Annotated in this window: 16 protein-coding genes; 6 read left to right on the top strand and 10 right to left on the bottom strand. The window is 64.9% G+C overall.

The window, feature by feature from the left end:
• Positions 1-23 precede the first annotated feature (23 nt).
• From K3A85_RS16045 to K3A85_RS16035, 3 genes are all read left to right on the top strand, one after another.
• Positions 24-887, top strand: a complete 864-nt coding sequence (locus K3A85_RS16045) for an SGNH/GDSL hydrolase family protein (protein ID WP_225207542.1) — start codon at positions 24-26, stop codon at positions 885-887.
• Positions 887-1957 (top strand): hypothetical protein, encoded by a 1071-nt coding sequence (locus K3A85_RS16040; RefSeq protein ID WP_225207541.1) that lies wholly within the window; start codon positions 887-889, stop codon positions 1955-1957. Before K3A85_RS16045 ends, K3A85_RS16040 begins: the two co-directional genes overlap by 1 nt.
• A gap of 299 nt (positions 1958-2256) precedes the next feature.
• Entirely contained in the window at positions 2257-2943 is a 687-nt protein-coding gene (locus tag K3A85_RS16035) for a hypothetical protein (RefSeq protein WP_225207540.1), read from the top strand.
• Between the two features lie 45 nt (positions 2944-2988).
• On the opposite strand, the gene K3A85_RS16030 is transcribed toward K3A85_RS16035, so the two are convergent.
• Entirely contained in the window at positions 2989-3510 is a 522-nt protein-coding gene (locus K3A85_RS16030; protein ID WP_225207539.1) for an SAM-dependent methyltransferase, read from the bottom strand.
• Between the two features lie 311 nt (positions 3511-3821).
• Between K3A85_RS16030 and phbB the strand changes: the two genes are divergently transcribed.
• Positions 3822-4544 (top strand): acetoacetyl-CoA reductase, encoded by a 723-nt coding sequence (gene phbB / locus K3A85_RS16025; protein WP_225207538.1) that lies wholly within the window; start codon positions 3822-3824, stop codon positions 4542-4544.
• Positions 4545-4586: 42 nt separating this feature from the next.
• Here phbB and K3A85_RS16020 read toward each other — a convergent pair whose 3' ends face one another.
• Entirely contained in the window at positions 4587-5354 is a 768-nt protein-coding gene (locus tag K3A85_RS16020) for a helix-turn-helix domain-containing protein (RefSeq protein WP_225207537.1), read from the bottom strand.
• 61 nt (positions 5355-5415) lie between these two features.
• On the opposite strand from K3A85_RS16020, the gene K3A85_RS16015 reads away from it, so the two are divergent.
• On the top strand, positions 5416-5733 hold the full coding sequence (locus tag K3A85_RS16015; RefSeq protein WP_225207536.1) for a ribbon-helix-helix domain-containing protein: 318 nt from the start codon (positions 5416-5418) through the stop codon (positions 5731-5733).
• Here K3A85_RS16015 and chrA read toward each other — a convergent pair.
• Positions 5653-6975, bottom strand: a complete 1323-nt coding sequence (chrA, locus tag K3A85_RS16010; protein ID WP_225207535.1) for a chromate efflux transporter — start codon at positions 6973-6975, stop codon at positions 5653-5655. The genes K3A85_RS16015 and chrA overlap by 81 nt on opposite strands.
• Positions 6976-6994: 19 nt before the next feature.
• A complete protein-coding gene (murA, locus tag K3A85_RS16005) occupies positions 6995-8278 on the bottom strand; it encodes a UDP-N-acetylglucosamine 1-carboxyvinyltransferase (RefSeq protein WP_225207534.1) in 1284 nt (427 codons plus the stop codon).
• Between the two features lie 134 nt (positions 8279-8412).
• On the opposite strand from murA, the gene galU reads away from it, so the two are divergent.
• Positions 8413-9300, top strand: a complete 888-nt coding sequence (gene galU, locus K3A85_RS16000; RefSeq protein ID WP_225207533.1) for a UTP--glucose-1-phosphate uridylyltransferase GalU — start codon at positions 8413-8415, stop codon at positions 9298-9300.
• Between the two features lie 13 nt (positions 9301-9313).
• On the opposite strand, the gene K3A85_RS15995 is transcribed toward galU, so the two are convergent.
• From K3A85_RS15995 to K3A85_RS15970, 6 genes are all read right to left on the bottom strand, one after another.
• A complete protein-coding gene (locus K3A85_RS15995) occupies positions 9314-10159 on the bottom strand; it encodes an ATP-grasp domain-containing protein (RefSeq protein WP_225207532.1) in 846 nt (281 codons plus the stop codon).
• Between the two features lie 63 nt (positions 10160-10222).
• A complete protein-coding gene (locus K3A85_RS15990) occupies positions 10223-11341 on the bottom strand; it encodes a glycosyltransferase (protein WP_225207531.1) in 1119 nt (372 codons plus the stop codon).
• Entirely contained in the window at positions 11338-12813 is a 1476-nt protein-coding gene (locus K3A85_RS15985; protein ID WP_225207530.1) for a hypothetical protein, read from the bottom strand. The genes K3A85_RS15990 and K3A85_RS15985 overlap by 4 nt, the downstream gene beginning before the upstream one ends.
• Positions 12810-14039 (bottom strand): glycosyltransferase, encoded by a 1230-nt coding sequence (locus K3A85_RS15980; RefSeq protein ID WP_225207529.1) that lies wholly within the window; start codon positions 14037-14039, stop codon positions 12810-12812. The genes K3A85_RS15985 and K3A85_RS15980 overlap by 4 nt, the downstream gene beginning before the upstream one ends.
• Positions 14040-14177: 138 nt before the next feature.
• Positions 14178-15959, bottom strand: coding sequence for a hypothetical protein (locus K3A85_RS15975; RefSeq protein WP_225207528.1), 1782 nt, complete (start codon positions 15957-15959; stop codon positions 14178-14180).
• Positions 15956-16381, bottom strand: coding sequence for a hypothetical protein (locus K3A85_RS15970; protein WP_225207527.1), 426 nt, complete (start codon positions 16379-16381; stop codon positions 15956-15958). Before K3A85_RS15970 ends, K3A85_RS15975 begins: the two co-directional genes overlap by 4 nt.
• Positions 16382-16414: the final 33 nt, after the last annotated feature.

Here is a 16414-nt window from a genome sequence, read left to right as displayed (position 1 = left end):
AGCCCGGCGTCGCCATCGCCGCCATGCTGGCGCTGGGCGGCCTTGCTCTTGTCGGTCTTGTCGTCGCGGAAACCGGTCTGCGTGTTGCAGGCGTGGGCGGCTTTGCGCTGTATGCGCGCGATCCCCACTCGATCTACCGCATGGCGTCCGATCAGCAGGGCCGCTTTCGACGACGCGCCCGCTGGCGTTACGATCGCTTCGGGATGCGCAGCGATGCCGATGTGGACAACCTTGCCGGTCGCATCGTCGTCCTCGGCGACAGCGTGGTCGAAGGCGGGCTGCACCTCGACCAGCGCGACACGCTGGCGGCGGCGCTCGAGCGGGAGACGGGGCACCCGGTCTCGCCCGTTGCATGCCACGGCTGGGCCCTCGTCAACGAACTGGGTGCCTTGGCCGCAACCCCCGGCTGGGACGAGGCGGCGGCGCTGGTCTGGGTGATGAACACCGGCGATTTCGATACGATCGGCCGGGGCGAGAACGAGCTGTCGTTCCCGACGCGGCGTCCCTTTCTCCTGACCCTCTGGCTGCTTCGCCGCCACATATACCGCAATGATCCCTGGTGGTGGCCCTGGGGCGAGCGGGTCGCCCCGCCCGGCCCGCCCCGGCCCGAGCTGCGCGACCGGGCGCTTGCCGAATACGCGGCGCTCGCCCCGCACCTTCCACAGACCGTGGTCATCGTCGGACACGCGATGCGCGGAGAGGATATCCGCGCACATCGGTTCCTCGACGAACTCGTCGCGGTGCGGCCGGGGACAGCTTTGGTCGTTCCGGCCGAATCGCCAGGCTGGAGCGAGGACTGTTATCTCGATTTCATCCACCCCAATGCGCGCGGCGCCGCGCTGATGGCGCAGGCGATCGCCCCCTACTTGCCGCGCAAGGAGCCATGATGGGACACCACGCAACTGCCGAGGGCACCGCGAGCGCAGCGTTGACGGCCCGCTTCGGGCAGGCGCTGGATGCGCTGCAGTTCGGCGACAGCGAGCGCCTGCTGGTTTTTCGTCCGGTGCCCTGCGGCCTCGGCGGCCAGCTCAGCGGCCGCATCCTTACGCTGGCGATGGCCTTAGCGCACGATCGCAAGGCGGTGTTCCTTTCGCCCGCCGATCCGCCCTACGGCCAGACATTCGCTGCCTTGAATGGTCCCATCGAAGACCTGAGCGGACTCGATCATGCTCCGCCGATCGCGATCGGCACCGACCAGGCCGAGCGGGTGATCGTCCACGATCCTCGGGTGAGCCCCCCGTTCGATGCCTCGATCCAGAGGATGCTGCTCGAGCGCGTCTCCGCGCGGATCGGCGCGCCGGTGGAAAGCCGCCTGCTGCTAGAGGGACTGGTGTTCAACTGGCTGCGGGTTCTGCCGCGCGTGGCTACATGGAACGAGCAGCAGCGCGATCGGCTCGGCGTCGATGCCGAGACGCTCGGCGTGCACTTCCGCCGGGGCGACAAGGCAGTGGAGACGGCCTTCGTGCCGGCCTCGGTGATCAACGCGCGGATCGCGCAAATCCATGCGATCTGGCGCTTTCGCAAGCTGTTCCTGGCAAGCGACAGCCCCGCTGCCCCGCGTGAGATCGTCTGCCCCGAAGGTGTCGAACTGATTTTCGACGCGGAGGAAAAGCGCTTCAACAACGCAAACCACAAGATGCTGATGGAACAACCCGAACTCGTCGAGCAGGAAACCCTGGTGGCGTTCAAGAACATCCATCTGCTTTCCGTCTGCGGCGGCGTGGTTGGTCAGGACAACGCCCATTTCGCCACGATTGCAGCCGCCTCGATCTTTGCGCGTGGCGCGCCGGCGGATCGCATTGCGCTGATCAACGGACGGATCGCCGAGGAGACGGACCCGCTGCTGGCGCGCTATTTCTGGATCAAGGCGCGCATGCGCGGGCTCGCCCGCCGCCTCCTGCCACATCTGACCGCGAGCGCGCGCATGGAGCGGGCGCGGCGGCGCGGCGGCGGCTGACGACATCAGACGCGCCGGCTCGAAACCCCGTGTGGATATTGCGCCACAGGTCTCGCGCAACCATGCGCGAAACCGAGCTGCGTCATCGCCATTGCTGGCTTTTGGACGAACCTTTGCCTATGTGGAGAGTTGGTCGGGAGAGTCGGACGAGCTGACAAGCGAGTCGCGGTCTCGCCGCACACGGAAGAGAACTGGCTCACGGCATGCGCAAGCAGGGGACATGGCAGGCAAAGGGTGCTGATAAGCGCCGCTTTCGTCGTGCCTCGCTGCTGTCCGCAAGCTTTGCCGCGGCGGCTCTGGTGGCGGTTCCGGCTCTCGGCAACGTGCTTGCCGGAAAGCTCGATTCGGTGCCGGTCAGCCTCGCAGCGCGCGGCGGCATCGGGTCGTTCACCCCGGCCTCGGTCGATCCGCGCCTTGCCGCGCAATTCGGCTTGCCCACCCATGGCAAGCTTTTCCGCTTCACCCCGGCCGGTTCGGCGTCGCGTCCCAACGCGGTGACCGTCGCGATCCGCGTCGACGGAGACGAAGGCCGCGTGATCTCGGTGCGCGGCGCGTTGCCGGCATCGGCGATGACGCCCGGCTCTGCCGCGGTGCGCATTGCGCCGACGGTCTACAATCTCGGCGCCGCACGCGGCTACCAGAGTTTCGCAGCCGGCAGCGTGGCCGTCCTGCCGCGCGAGATCGAGCGCCTCGACGTGCCCGACCTGCGCAGCTTCACGCCAGCCGGAGCAACCGCCGCGGTCAATCCCGGCCGCCTTGCCCCGCGCATCCAGATCGACGAGAAGGAACGCGCAGGCCGCGCGCCGCGCACCCTCGAAACGCAGGGCGACTACCAGCTCGATCTGGGCGGCAGCTATCGCCTGACGCGCAATTTCAACGCGATCGCAGGTATTCGCTATTCGTCCGAGCGCGATCGCCTGCGTCCGTTGACCGATGGCAAGCAGGACAGCCAAGCCGTCTACGTCGGGACCCAGTTCCGCTTCTGACCGCGTTGCGCCGGCTGCGCCTTCGTGTCGAACGCGGCCCGCCTCCTATTTGAGCCGCTCGATGATTCGCCAGGCAGTCCGCCGGATCGCACTGGGCCGCACGGGTTCGCCGCGCGACACCGCGAGGATATCGGCCGTGACCGGCTCGACCCGCAGGTCGACCAACGCCGCGGTCGAGGCCAGATCTTCGGACGAGAACCCCCAGCGCGCAAGTGCGCCGTCTGCCGACAGCGCCCAACCGAGCCCGACCCGGTCGACGAGGAACTGGCCATCGGGCTTCAGCACGTCGGAATAGAACTTCAGCATCGTCATGTAGTGGTCGAGACAGCAGGCGAAGCTCGAAGGGTTGTTGTCGACGATGAAGTCGAAGTGCCCCCAAGCCTGTCCGTCGTGTCCGCGGTACTTGTTGTGCAGGCGCAAGTCATAGCGGGTGATGCCCATCGCCCGACCATGCGCGACTTCCTCGGGCGCGATCGTGGTGCCGACGACCTCCGCGCCACGCGCGCAGAAGCGCCTTGCAAGAAGCGAGTTGCCCACGCCGACATGAAGTATGCGCGCACCGGACATGCGAAGCCATCGACATGGCGCTCTATCCTGAGCTGGTCCTTGGCGGAGGGGAGCGCCGTCCACACGTGCCATTCGTCGATTTCGATCATCCCCGGATCGGTGCGGTCGCCGCAGCAGACAGGGCAGCCAGTAGGCCCAGTTGTTGTCCCATGTCACACACGCGACGGAAGCCTGTCTGCTCCAACGTGATGGGTACGATAGGGCGCAGCGCGAGGTCAATCGATGGTGGATGCGCTTGGATCCGCTTGCGCTTGTCGCAGGTCCGTCATGCATTTACCCTAGCCGCGAGAGGGCGGAGACGGGAGTAAGGCATGACACGAGTTGCAATCGTCACGGGCGGAACACGCGGAATCGGCGAAGCGATCTGCCTGGCGCTGCAGGCCGAAGGTCGCATCGTCGTTGCCAACTATGCGGGCAACGAGGACAAGGCGCGGGCCTTTACCGAGGCCACCGGCATCAAGGCCTACCGCTGGGACGTGGGCGACCACGAAGCGACGCTCGAAGGATGCGCCCGGGTCGAAGCCGAAGTCGGTCCGATCGACATCGTCGTCAACAACGCAGGCATCACGCGCGACGGCGTGCTGCACAAGATGAGCTTCGACGACTGGAACGAGGTGATGCGGATCAACCTCGGCGGCTGCTTCAACATGGCGAAGGCGACCTTTCCCGGCATGCGCGAGCGCGGCTGGGGCCGGATCGTCAATATCGGCTCGATCAACGGTCAGGCCGGCCAATACGGCCAAGTCAACTATGCCGCAGCGAAGTCGGGCATCCACGGCTTCACCAAGGCGCTGGCGCAGGAAGGCGCCAAGTACGGCGTTACCGTCAACGCGATTGCCCCCGGCTACATCGATACCGACATGGTCGCGGCCGTCCCCGCGCCGGTGCTCGAGAAGATCGTTGCCAAGATTCCCTGCGGGCGACTCGGCCAGGCGAGTGAAATCGCACGCGGCGTGTCGTTCCTGACCTCCGACGAGGGCGGCTTCGTGACCGGCTCGACGATGAGCATCAACGGCGGCCAGCACATGTATTGAGCGAAAGGCCCGCCGCGTCGCGGCGGGCCGATCCGCGGAATCTCAACCTACGTATATCCCGGAAACCTTCCACGCTCCATCTTCGCGCACCAACGTAAGCACTTCGGACCCTTCGGGTTTGTTGGTGTACCGGGCGCGGAACTTCACCACCACGTTGCCATCGGGCGGTGCCGGCGTTTCCTCTGCCGAGACGAGCACGCGGCTGCTGGCCGGACCGAACTTGTCGTGGACGCCGAGTGCCGCCTGCGTCCAGCCATCGAGTGTGTTGCTGGTGCGGAAGGAGCGGGACGTGAGGCCGTAGCTCGCCTTCCAGTCGCGCGCGTCGACCAGTTCGAGCCAATGACGCGCGGCGGCGACCGCTGCGGTTTCGGCCGCGCTGTGCGCGATGGCATCGGCATCGGGACTGGCCGACTGCGCCACCGGCACGGGACCACCGGCTGCTGCAAGGGCTGCCGCAAGGGTAAGGCTCAAAAGCATCGCAATTCCTCCTGCAATCCAGCCGGTCCGGCCCCGCTGGCCGCTTTCCCCCGCTGGTGGAACAAGGGGTTGCCGCTGATCCTGCGCCGCCACATCCCCCAAAGCCCTGTCCCCAAACGATTGGGGGGCCTGACCTTCGATCTCGTGGAGCAAGCGCGCAGCTTCGCGGCTGCTCGAAACGGCGAGCTTACGCCGCGCTTCGCGCAGGCGTTCGTTGACCGTGTGGACCGAAAGCCCGAAGTGGCGGGCCATCGATTTTGCGTCATGGCCGGCCAGCAGCAGGCGCAGCGTCTCCTTCTCCTTTTCGCTGAGCGCCTGGTAGTTGCCGGTCATGCCGCGGATGTAGGATCGGCCCAACTTGCGGGCCACCCCGAATTTTTCGTATCTGCCGTCCATGCCCGCGGATCGGACCTCGCCTTACCATCCTCCGGTCAAGCGATCGGTCGAGATCGCCGGCCACAAGACCTCGATCAGCCTCGAACCGCTGTTCTGGGACATGCTGCGGGCCGCGGCCGCGGCGGAGGGCGTGCCGATCAACGCGCTCGTCGCGCGGATCGACGTCGAACGCATCGCGGTCGCAACGCCACCGGGCCTTGCCAGCGCCGTCCGGCTGTGGGTCGCGAACCGGTTGCTACGCCCGAGCGAGCAGCCATCCGCACAGTATACAGATGGCGAGGACCTCGGGAACGGAGCGGCGCAAGCGCAGGAGTAGCACGCTCGCCAAGAGCGCAAGACCAAGAGCGCGCGTGTCGAGGCTCGACAGCAGCGGCCATCCCGACGGAGAGCGGTCTCGAAACAGCACGTGCAGTGCAAACCACAGGGCAAGGTTGGCGATCACGCCGACCACTGCAGCTGTGATCGCGGCCAGTGCGCCTTGCAGGCGCCGGGCACGTTCAAGGCGCTCCATCCATGGCGCGCAAGCGAATATCCAGAGGAAACAGGGCGCAAACGTGACCCAGGTGGTGAGCAGTGCGCCGAGAACGCCGCTCGTGAGGGCGGACAGCGGCCCGGGATTGCGCCACCCTGCGAGGAACCCGACAAATTGGGTTACCATGATCAGCGGTCCGGGCGTGGTCTCTGCCAATCCGAGGCCATCGGCCATCTCGCTGGCGTCGAGCCAGCCGAACCCGGCTACGGCCTGCTGCGCCATGTAGGCAAGGACGGCGTAGGCCCCACCGAACGTCACGATCGCCAATCGCGCGAAGAACAGCCCGATGTTCCATAGGACGTGCCGAGGACCGAACGCCAGCAGCACGAGGCCCATCGGCAGCCACCAGACGATGAGCCAGATCGCAACGGTCGCAACGGTCTGTCCGGCAAGCCGCGTTGCGGGAGGTTGCGGGACCGCACGCCGCACGACCTGATGCAACGAAAGCCATTGCGGCCGGGACTTGGCGACCAACGCGCCCGCTCCGCCTGCCAATGCGATGACGAACGGAAAGGGAGCCTCGAAAACCGTCAACGCGAGCGCGGCAAGCAGTGCGAGAAGAAACTTGAACCGCGTGCCGAGCGCTTGCCGGGCAACGCGTACCAGCGCTTGAGCCACCACGGCCAGGACTGCGGCCTTGATCCCCAGGAACAGGGCGACGAACCACCCGAGGCCACTTGCCGCTACGTAAACGAGCGACAGGGCCAGCATGACCAGGGCCCCCGGGGCGACGAACAGCAGACCGGTCGCGAGCCCGCCCCGCACTCCATGGAGCCGCCAACCGATCCACGTCGCCAGTTGCTGCGCCTCCGGCCCCGGCAACAGGTGACACAGATTGAGCGCGCGCAGGAAGGCTTGCTGGTCGACCCAGCCGCGTTGGTCGACGATCTCGTGCTGCATCAGCGCGATCTGGCCGGCCGGGCCGCCGAAGGAAATCCAGCCGATCCGAGCGAAGACGCGAACCAGGTCGCGAAACGCCGGCCCGTCCGCTTGAGATTCGGGAAGGGTGTCCGGCATCTCGGCCATGGCCCCTTCCGCAGACTTCTCAATCCCCGCCGACGCGCTCGACATCTGCGCCCAGAAGCGCGAACTTCTCCTCCAACCGCTCGTAGCCGCGGTCGAGGTGATACAGGCGATGCACCTGCGTCTCGCCCTCGGCGGCGAGGCCGGCGATGACAAGGCTCATCGAGGCGCGAAGGTCGGTCGCCATCACTTCGGCGCCGTGCAGCCGGTCGACGCCGTGAACGATCGCGGTGCGGCCCTTGGTTTCGATCCGCGCCCCCATGCGGTTGAGTTCGGGGACGTGCATGTAGCGGTTTTCGAAGATGGTCTCGGTCAGGACGCTCGAGCCCTTGGCCAGGCACAGCATCGCCATCAACTGCGCCTGCATGTCCGTCGCGAAGCCCGGGTAGGGCGCGGTCGAAAGCGTGACCGGGTTGAGCGCGCCATTGGCGGCGACGTGGACCCCGCCCTTGGTCTCCTCGACATGGACGCCCGCATCGCGCAGCGCCTGCAGCGTAGCCTCCATCTCGCTGGCGCGGGCGCCGGCAAGGGTGACTTCACCGCCGGTGATCGCCGCCGCGCAGGCATAGGAGCCGGCCTCGATCCGGTCAGGCATGACCATGTAGGTCGCGCCATGGAGGCGGTCGACCCCATGGATCGTCAGGTCGGAGGTGCCGATGCCTTCGATTTGCGCACCCATCGCCACGAGCATGTTGCACAAGTCGACGATCTCGGGTTCGCGCGCGGCGTTGTGCAATGTGCTGGTGCCGCGGGCGAGGACCGCCGCCATCACCGCGTTCTCGGTCGCGCCGACCGAAACCACCGGGAAGCTGTAGCGCCCGCCGGGCAGCCCGCCGTCGGGCGCAATGGCGCGGACGTAGCCCGCTGCCAGTTCGATCTTCGCACCGAAGGCCTCGAGCGCCTTGAGGTGGAGGTCGATCGGACGATTGCCGATCGCGCAGCCGCCCGGCAGCGAGACGGTCGCCTCGCCGGCGCGCGCGAGCAGCGGACCGAGCACGAGGATGGAGGCGCGCATCTTGCGCACCAGGTCGTAGGGCGCGACGGTCGAGGTAAGGCGCGTCGCCTGCAGCGTCATCACCCGGCCGAAATCCTCGGGCCGTGCTCCCGCGATCGAGGTTGAAATGCCGAACTGGTTCATCAGGTGCTGGAAGCCGTCGATGTCGGCCAGTCGCGGCAGATTGCGCAAGGTGACGGGCTCGTCGGTCAGCAGCGCGCAGGGTAGCAGGGTGAGTGCGGCGTTCTTGGCGCCCGACACGGGCACGGTTCCCGAAAGGCGCTTGCCGCCGCGAATGATGATCTTGTCCATCGACGCGCCTTAGCGCCTTTGTCACGTTCGCGCAAAAGCCGGGAAGTTCCACGCTGTGCAAGAAAAAGGTCGCTTGTCAGGGTGCAAGCGAGGGGCATAACTGCACTGCAACACAACTGGGGAAATGAAGCTGCATGACGAGCGCAACCACCCGCAAGCCGATCCGCAAGGCCGTATTCCCAGTTGCCGGCCTCGGAACGCGCTTTCTGCCCGCAACCAAGGCGATTCCCAAGGAGATGCTGCCGATCATCGACCGGCCGCTGATCCAATACGCGGTCGATGAGGCCCGCGAGGCGGGGATCGAGCAACTGATCTTCGTGACGGGGCGCGGCAAGACTGCGATCGTCGAGCATTTCGACACGGCGTACGAACTCGAAAGCACGATGTCGGGACGCGGCAAGAACCTTTCGGTGCTCGATCCGACTCGCATCCAGCCGGGCAATCTGGTGACGGTCCGCCAACAGGTGCCGATGGGCCTCGGGCACGCCGTCTGGTGCGCACGCGCGGTCGTCGGCGACGAGCCCTTCGCAATCTTCCTGCCGGACGAGATGATGGTCGGCACCCCCGGCTGCATGAAGCAGATGGTCGATGCCTACAACGAGGTCGGCGGCAACCTGATCTCCGTACTCGAGGTCCCGGAAGAGGAAGTCTCGAACTATGGCGTCATCGCGCCTGGGGCGAAGGTCTCCGAGACGCTGACCGAGGTCACCGGGCTGGTCGAGAAGCCCAAGCGCGAGGACGCGCCATCGAACCTGATCATCTCGGGTCGATACATCCTCCAACCCGAAGTCATGCGCACGCTCGAAAACCAGGAGAAGGGCGCAGGGGGCGAGATCCAATTGACCGACGCCATGGCGAAAATGATCGGCGCCCAGCCGTTCCACGCGGTGACGTTCGCAGGTCGCCGCTTCGACTGCGGCAGCAAGACCGGTTTCGTCGAAGCAACGATTGCGCTCGCGCTCGAGCGGAGCGACATGGCCGACGAGGTGCGCGCGATCATGAGGCGCCTGCTCGCGAGCTGATCGACAAAGCCGCTCAGGCCGGGAGCGTCGCGCCTCCCTCAAGGAATTGCCGACGGAAAGCGAGTGCTCCGGCCCGGATGGCCTTCAATCCGCCAAGGGTGATGAAGTTGTCGCTGGGCGAATGGGGAGTCTTGGCGACGTCGACGATATAGATTTTCCCGCTTTCGCGATCACGCAGGATGTCCAGCTCGCCGATGTCCAGCCCGATCGCGCGACAAAATCGCAGGATGAGAGCCTTTTCCTCTGGGGTGAAGAGGTCGGGCTGGCCCAAGCGGACGTAGGCGTTGTCGTTCGAGAAGCGGATGTCGCGGGGCCGATACTTCAGGAAGACGTAAGGGACCTCGTTGCCGACGATGCCTGTGCGCAGGTCGAGCACCATGCCGTCGTCGGTGGTGTTGTCGATCAGCCGCTGATAGACCGAGCCCGGCTGCGGCATGGTGATCGGTCCTTCAAGGACTTCGCCGTCGTGGACAGCGTTGATCTCGCTCTTGCGGACGATCTTGCCGTGGTGCTCGCGCGGATCGATGTCGAGGGCATACCCGAACACTTCGGCGAATACGCGACCGACGGTGCTCTTGCTGATGTCGACGCAACGTCCGTTGATCGCGCCCTCGCAAGCCGCGACCGTGGTGTCGTCGTAATGATAGTAGACCGGGCAGGCGCCCTTGCCGTCGCGCACGGGCTTGAGGCCGAGGTAGGCAAAAATCTTCCAGGTCAGGTTGGGGCGTGTGTGGCCCGGCCCACGGGTTTCGATCACCGCGCCTGTCCCCGTCACCCGGCGCATGCCGTAGATGGCGTAGAGCGAACCGTAGAACAGAAGCTTGCGCGGCTCGGCAAGCGCTTTCAAGAACGGGAGCACGCAGGCCTCCAGGTGTCTAGGAACAAGGCGATGGTGGCGTTGGTCACGAGCGCTGGCGAGTCGCTAGGGCACGGCGACGGATGCGTAGGTCCGCGCCCAGGTGGCTGCGACCCGCGCAGGGCTGAAGCGTTCTGCAAACAACGCCTGCGCGGCAGCCGCCATGATCACCCATTCGCCTTCACCCAGCTGCAAGGCCCGCTCGAGCGCCCGCCCGATGTCGGGCGCATCGAAACCGCATTGGAGCGAAGCGTTGGCGGCAAAACCCTCGGGCAGGTTGCATTGTGACGTCATGATCGTCGGCACGGCCGCGGACCAGGCTTCGAGGATCGCCATCGGCAGGCCCTCGCTCAACGAGGGGAGGACCACGAACCGCGCCCCCGCGATCAAGGCATCCTTTGCCTTGCCGAAGACAGGGCCGACGAACGAAATGGTCGGATCGTCTCCGATCGCCGCCTGCAAAGCTTCGATGTCGCTCTGCGCGCCCCAGCCGGCAATGACCAGCCGCGCGTCCGCCGGAAGTCGCGCCACCTTCCACGCAGCCACCAAAGGCAGCAGGTTCTTCTTGGGATGGATCCGGCCAATATAGGCGACGGTGGCGGCGGGCATGGCGAGGACCGCCTTGCCTGCGGGCTCGGGTCCCGGATTGGGGATGACCACGCTGTCGGTGCGGCCCGACTCCCGGGCGATGTCTTCGGCCTCACGCTGCGTCAACGCATGGAGGAAGGTGCTCGCCCGCCAACTGCGCCGCTCGTACCCTGCTCGTGCGAGGGCCTTCTTCCACCGGCCGCGCGCCGTGATCCACGGATCGAGCATGCCGTGCGGCGACACGATGTAGGGCCGCCCGGTCCGGCGGGCCCAGGCGGCGCCGGCCGAAGAGGGGTACATCCAGATCCCGTGGAGATGAAGCACGTGAAGGTCGGCTTCGACCAGCCGCTCCACCATCTCTCCGGCAAAGCCGATGGCTGCCGGTCCCTGTTGCCGACACAGAAAGAGGCTACCGGGCGCGAACCGACCAGTGTCTTCGGCCACATGCCCCCGGTCGAGAGCAAATATCGGAGCTTCTCCGCCTGCCGCGCGGATCATTTCCGCCTGAAGCGCGACGGCTTCGAATACGCCCCCTCCGGCGCGCGAGGCCCAGGCCGTCAGCAGCCCGATCCGCAAACCGGCAAGCAATCCGGTCATGGGCGGGGAGGGAGAGCAAGAGCACGCCTGCGGCGGGCGACGGCGGACGGAACGCCGGGCGGCTGGCGCAAGCCGGACAATTGCCGGCCTTTCGGTCGGGCCGCGGCAGTGGCCCCGGACGGCGTTTCGTGCGCACGCAGGTATCGCGCGCGCGCGCCGAGAAACAATCCGGTCCCGACGCCATACCACAGCGCCCAACTTCGGTTGCCGAGGATCGAGGAAAAGAAATTTGCCGCGAACGCACCGAGGATGATTGTCGCACCCCAGCCCGCCAGGAACAGCAGGTCGGAGTTCTCCCGCGGGCGCAAGGCGAGGCGCGCCAGCAACTGGAACGACTGGATCGCCTGGACGAACTGCAGCACCAACAGCAGTCCGCCGCCGACCAGCCCGCCGATGAACAGCAAGCTGATATGCTCGCCATGGCCAAAGCCGACCGAACCTAGCGCGACGCCGCCACCGATCTCGCGCGGGTTGTACCAGATCGTCCGCGCCGCGATCCCGTTGCCGAAGAGGATCGTGCGATTGCTCCGGGTGAACGCACCGATCATGTAGTCCCACTCGGACTTGCGCGTGTAGTAGGTGTAGTCCTCGCCGCTTCGTGTGCGCTGGGCAAATATGCGGTCGCTCCAGCGATCGAGTTCGCTCCCGCCGAACACGACCATTCCGGCAGCCGCAATCGTGCCAACGGCGAAGACCAGTGGAAGCCGAGGCAGCAGCAGCGTGCGCCAGCCAAGAAGCAGCGCAATGAACTGCACGAGAGCGCTGATGAGGTACGTTCGCGTGACCGAGAGGACAACAAGGATCGTCCCGCTGAATACACCTGCAGCCTCGGTGATCGAAAGGCCAAACAGGATCATGCACTCGATATAGCCCAGCGCCGGAATGGTCGCGCCGCTGAGGATCTCATACCTCGTACTCGAAAAGTCGATTGAGCCTGAGTTAAACCTTAGAACGACAACGCCCAACAGAATGAAGGCAAGGCACAGGACTGCGAGCGCCCGGCGGACGCGCCCAGGATCGCTTACCATCACGATCCGGCAGGTCATGTAGCTTACCGAAAAGTACAGCAGCGTGCCCACGCTGGCACTGATTATAACGCTCAATTCCTGCCCGTTGAGTAGAGCACTTATTGGACCGACGGTAAGGAACAGCACGCCAGAAATGACAAATAGCCCTAGGCCCGGAGCACGGTACCGGTCCGCCTGATCAAGCAGCAGGAAAACGAACGTCGAAAGACCGTAGGTGCCGAGAAACAAAGCCTGGATGTTGCGCGCACCGCCACTTCCTTGATCGGCATGAAAGTCCAGCATCCAGGCACCGACCGCGGTGACGAACGCGATCAGCAGGGCACTGTGGGCGCTCGTCTCCCCTTGGCCATGGCGGACAGCGGGAACTCCCAAGGCACGGGGACGGATCATCGCTCCCACCCTGGACCGGGGCCGGCTGCTGTCGAGGTCGCCGGCATCAATCATACGCAGGCGACCCGGCAGGCATCGATCAGGATCTCCGAAGCAAAGCGCGCGTGGTTCGCTGCGGCCGGCTCGGATCCCGGGAACACCATCAATTCCACGGCGTCGGCGAATCGTTCGGTATCGGCATGCCAGCTTCGTGCACGCGATGCAGAGGACATGGCCTGCCAGGCTGCCTCATTGTCAGCGATCTGCCCAAAAGCTCTCGCAATGCCCTCCAATGCGCCCGCCTCGACCACGATGCCGTTCTCGAGATTGCGAACCAACGCCTCGCGGGCGCCGACTTCGGCGCTGGCGAGGATCGGGAGGCCGACCGCCAGCGCTTCGTTGATGACCAGGCCCCATTGCTCTTCCTCGCTGACGAGAACCAGCGCCAGCGAACGCGCCAGGCGGGCTGAAACCTGATCCGCCGGCAGGAAACCAGGAAAATCGACCATTTCGGCGATGCCGAGATCCGCGCATCGCGCGTCGATTGCTGCACGCAATGGGCCATCGCCGATCATCGTCAGCCGCTTCACCCCTGCGCCATGAGGTCCTCCGTGGGCATGCACGTAGCTGGCATAGGCCTTGAGCATGCGCTCGATGTTCTTCTTTTCGACGAAGCGACCCACGAACACAAAGCTGCGCGCGTCGAATGGCGTAGCGTCAGATCTCGCATCTGCGGATTCGGCCTGATGGCGGACCCGCTCCATGCTGACGGTGTTGTAGCCCGGAAGAACCGGCCTGCCGTCGAACCCGAGGAAACGCACATATTCGAATTGCCGCCGACCGCCGACAATCGCTGCTGAATAGGGGCTGAGGAGCAGTCGCTTGAACAATTCCCGCGTAGACTTGCGCTGAAAGTCGTCGAACTTGGAAGCCGTCATCATGACCACGCGCTTTCCGAGCGCGCGCAATACATAGGACAGGAGAATGATGTCGGGCTGGCTGTAGGCGACGCCGACAAAAACGACATCGCAAGCTCGCAGCGCCGTCCACTCAGCGCGAAACCGCCGCCAGATCGAAATCCGTTCGTGCGATTCGCCGGGAAAAAGCCGGATCTTTTCCGTTCCGGCAACTTCACCGGAAGGATCCCAAGCATATGTTGCCGACTTGGAGGCGACTTCAACCGAAAGAACGCGCGCGCGGCCTGCGAGGCGACGGCCGACCGCCTCGAGGCGGTCGACATGGTACGCCGAGAACTGCGACCATATCAGGCCGATCGTCGGGTGGCGCCCACGGTTGGTCATGCGCCGCGTTAAAGGCAATTCCTTGCTGCGTTGCAACCAGAAAAGGTCGCGGCGTCGGCCCGTCGGCAAAATCCGGCAACAAGGGGACGACGCGCCTGCAGCACCGCCCCCTTGCATCGACGTTGCTGGACAGAGTCGTCAGACTGCTCCTTGCCGGGTAACGACCCATCCGTTGTGCGCAGTCGGATTGCGCCGCCAGGTCAGTTCAACGGCGGTGTTGTCGGCGGTGAGCGTAGCCTTGGTGATCCCGCCCGCTTTGATTACCAGCGTATTAGCACCGTTGACCGCGCCGCGCGAAATGACGGTGACGGTATAACCGTTGTGCAGGTAATTGCTGTCGGCCATGATCTCGACCGTCCGCGACGCGGTAAGCGCCGTCTGCGCCATGATCACGTTGGCGCCGCCGTTGGTCGCGATGGCGTAGTTCGCATCACCGATGTCCGGCGAAAGCCGTCGTTGCGCGTTCGGCCGATAGGTCAGGAACTCGGCACCGGTGCCCCCTCCGATCGAAGTGAGCGGCAAGATGCCTGCATAACCACCATTGTAGTAATTGCCCAGCTCGACAACGCCGCCGGAAATTGCCGACCAGACGATATTCGAGGCCTGGTTCGTGAGAGATACAAAGGTATCGACGATAACTTGTGTTGCCGGCCCGCCGATGATCGCCAATGTCCCGGTTGTTGCAAATCGGTCATCGTTCGTAGCAGTATTACCAGAGAACGATAAATGCCGGATGTTGATGATGCACGAAGGCACATAGATCAAGGAATTGTTGGCAAAGTAACCAGCGGGACCACCGATGTCGAAGGTCTCGAGCTTGATCGAGCCGATGCTCACCTGACTGCCTGACTGGAGATTTAGCAGCATCTGCCCGGTCCCGCCTGCCGAGTTAGGTGCTTTGTTTCCTAGGAATTCGAGCGTATCGATTTCCCAGTTATACCCGCGGATTTGGTTGAAAGCGGGCTTTGACATGCCTCCCATCTCGATTGTCATGCGACCCCAACGGTTATTCGGGCAGCCCTGGACCACGCCGGTCCAATCCATCGCACAACCTGAGAGATACTCCCCGTTCGACGAGCGGAAGCGCAAATCATCCCAGTTCGACCCCCATGGCCCGGGGCGCGTTGGGCGGACCTTGATTCCGTCGTAGCCCTTCTCGAACGTGATTCTGCGGATTGTCGACCAGTAGACCATCGAGGAAAACGCAAGACATGCGGCGCTGGTGTTGGTTACCGGCTGCGGTGCCGCATAGGACAGGCGGAAGTCCTCAAGCAGCAGGGTGTGAAAGCCTCCCGCATCGACGGCCTGTGTCGTTCCGGCGCCTAGGTCGATGATCGGTACATTGTCGGCGAACTGGCTGAAAATGGTCGATTCCGGGCCGTTCCCGGAGATCCCCCAACCCTGCCTGTGGGGCGTGTTGATCGGACCGTTCAGGCAATATGTCCCGCCCGGGACGAAGCCCTGTCGCATATTGTTGGCAAGGTAGGTCACGAAAGCCTGCATGGCGCTCGTATCGTCTGTCCCGAACGTGATCTGCTTCCCCGAGACGGTGGTCCCGGCAGGGGAAGCGAGGGTTACGCTCGAGGTCGAGTTGACCGCCACGATCGTGGTGGTGAGATTGGCACCTGCGGCCGCTGCGCCCGGCACGCTCACGATCTTGCCGATGTCGCTTGCGACGAAGCCGCCGGGAAAGCCCGACAAGCTGACGGCAAGTACGGCACTGCCGGCGGTCATGGCGCCCGAAAATGCGGACTTGCCGTCACCTTTCGCACCGAAGTCGCGCGCACTGAGCACTTCCTGGAGTTTTCGCCCGACGGTGCCGGAACCGAAGTTCGACGACATCGCGTAGGGAAGATTGCCCTCGGCGATTGCGTTCTGGGCCTTGTTCGCCAGGCCCCGGGCGATTGCGTCGAGGCTCATTGTGCAAGCCTGTAGATCAGCGTGCCCGACGTCATCGTCACTTCAAGATATAGCGTCGCTCCGGCTTCCGGCTCCTCCCAGATCGGCTCGCAGGCATTGGCGGAGAACTGCGCCCATGCCGTACCGGCGAGGGTCAAGGGCAGCCGGGTTGCGCCGCCATCGGTCGAACGGGAAACCTTGACCAGTCCCGTCCACGTGCCGTTGAGCGACAAGATGATCGGCCGATCGACGGCGGGAACGTAGGGGCCGACAATGACGCTGGTGGTGGTGGTCCCGGCAAGCGGGCTGACCGGTGCAGGCTTGAGCTGAACCGGAAGCGGTTGTGCCTTGCTGACGATGGCTGCATTGCCGTCGACATCGGCATAGGCCACCGCATTGGGCGTTGCATAGCCAGCGGGGGCTGCAATGGGTGAAGGGGACATGGGACCTCCTGTTGCAAGAGGTCAATTTTATAA

It is taken from the genome of Novosphingobium huizhouense (assembly GCF_020179475.1).
GTDB lineage: Bacteria > Pseudomonadota > Alphaproteobacteria > Sphingomonadales > Sphingomonadaceae > Novosphingobium > Novosphingobium huizhouense.
Note: the sequence above shows the minus strand (reverse complement) of the source record. Positions and strands in the feature narration are given on the sequence as shown.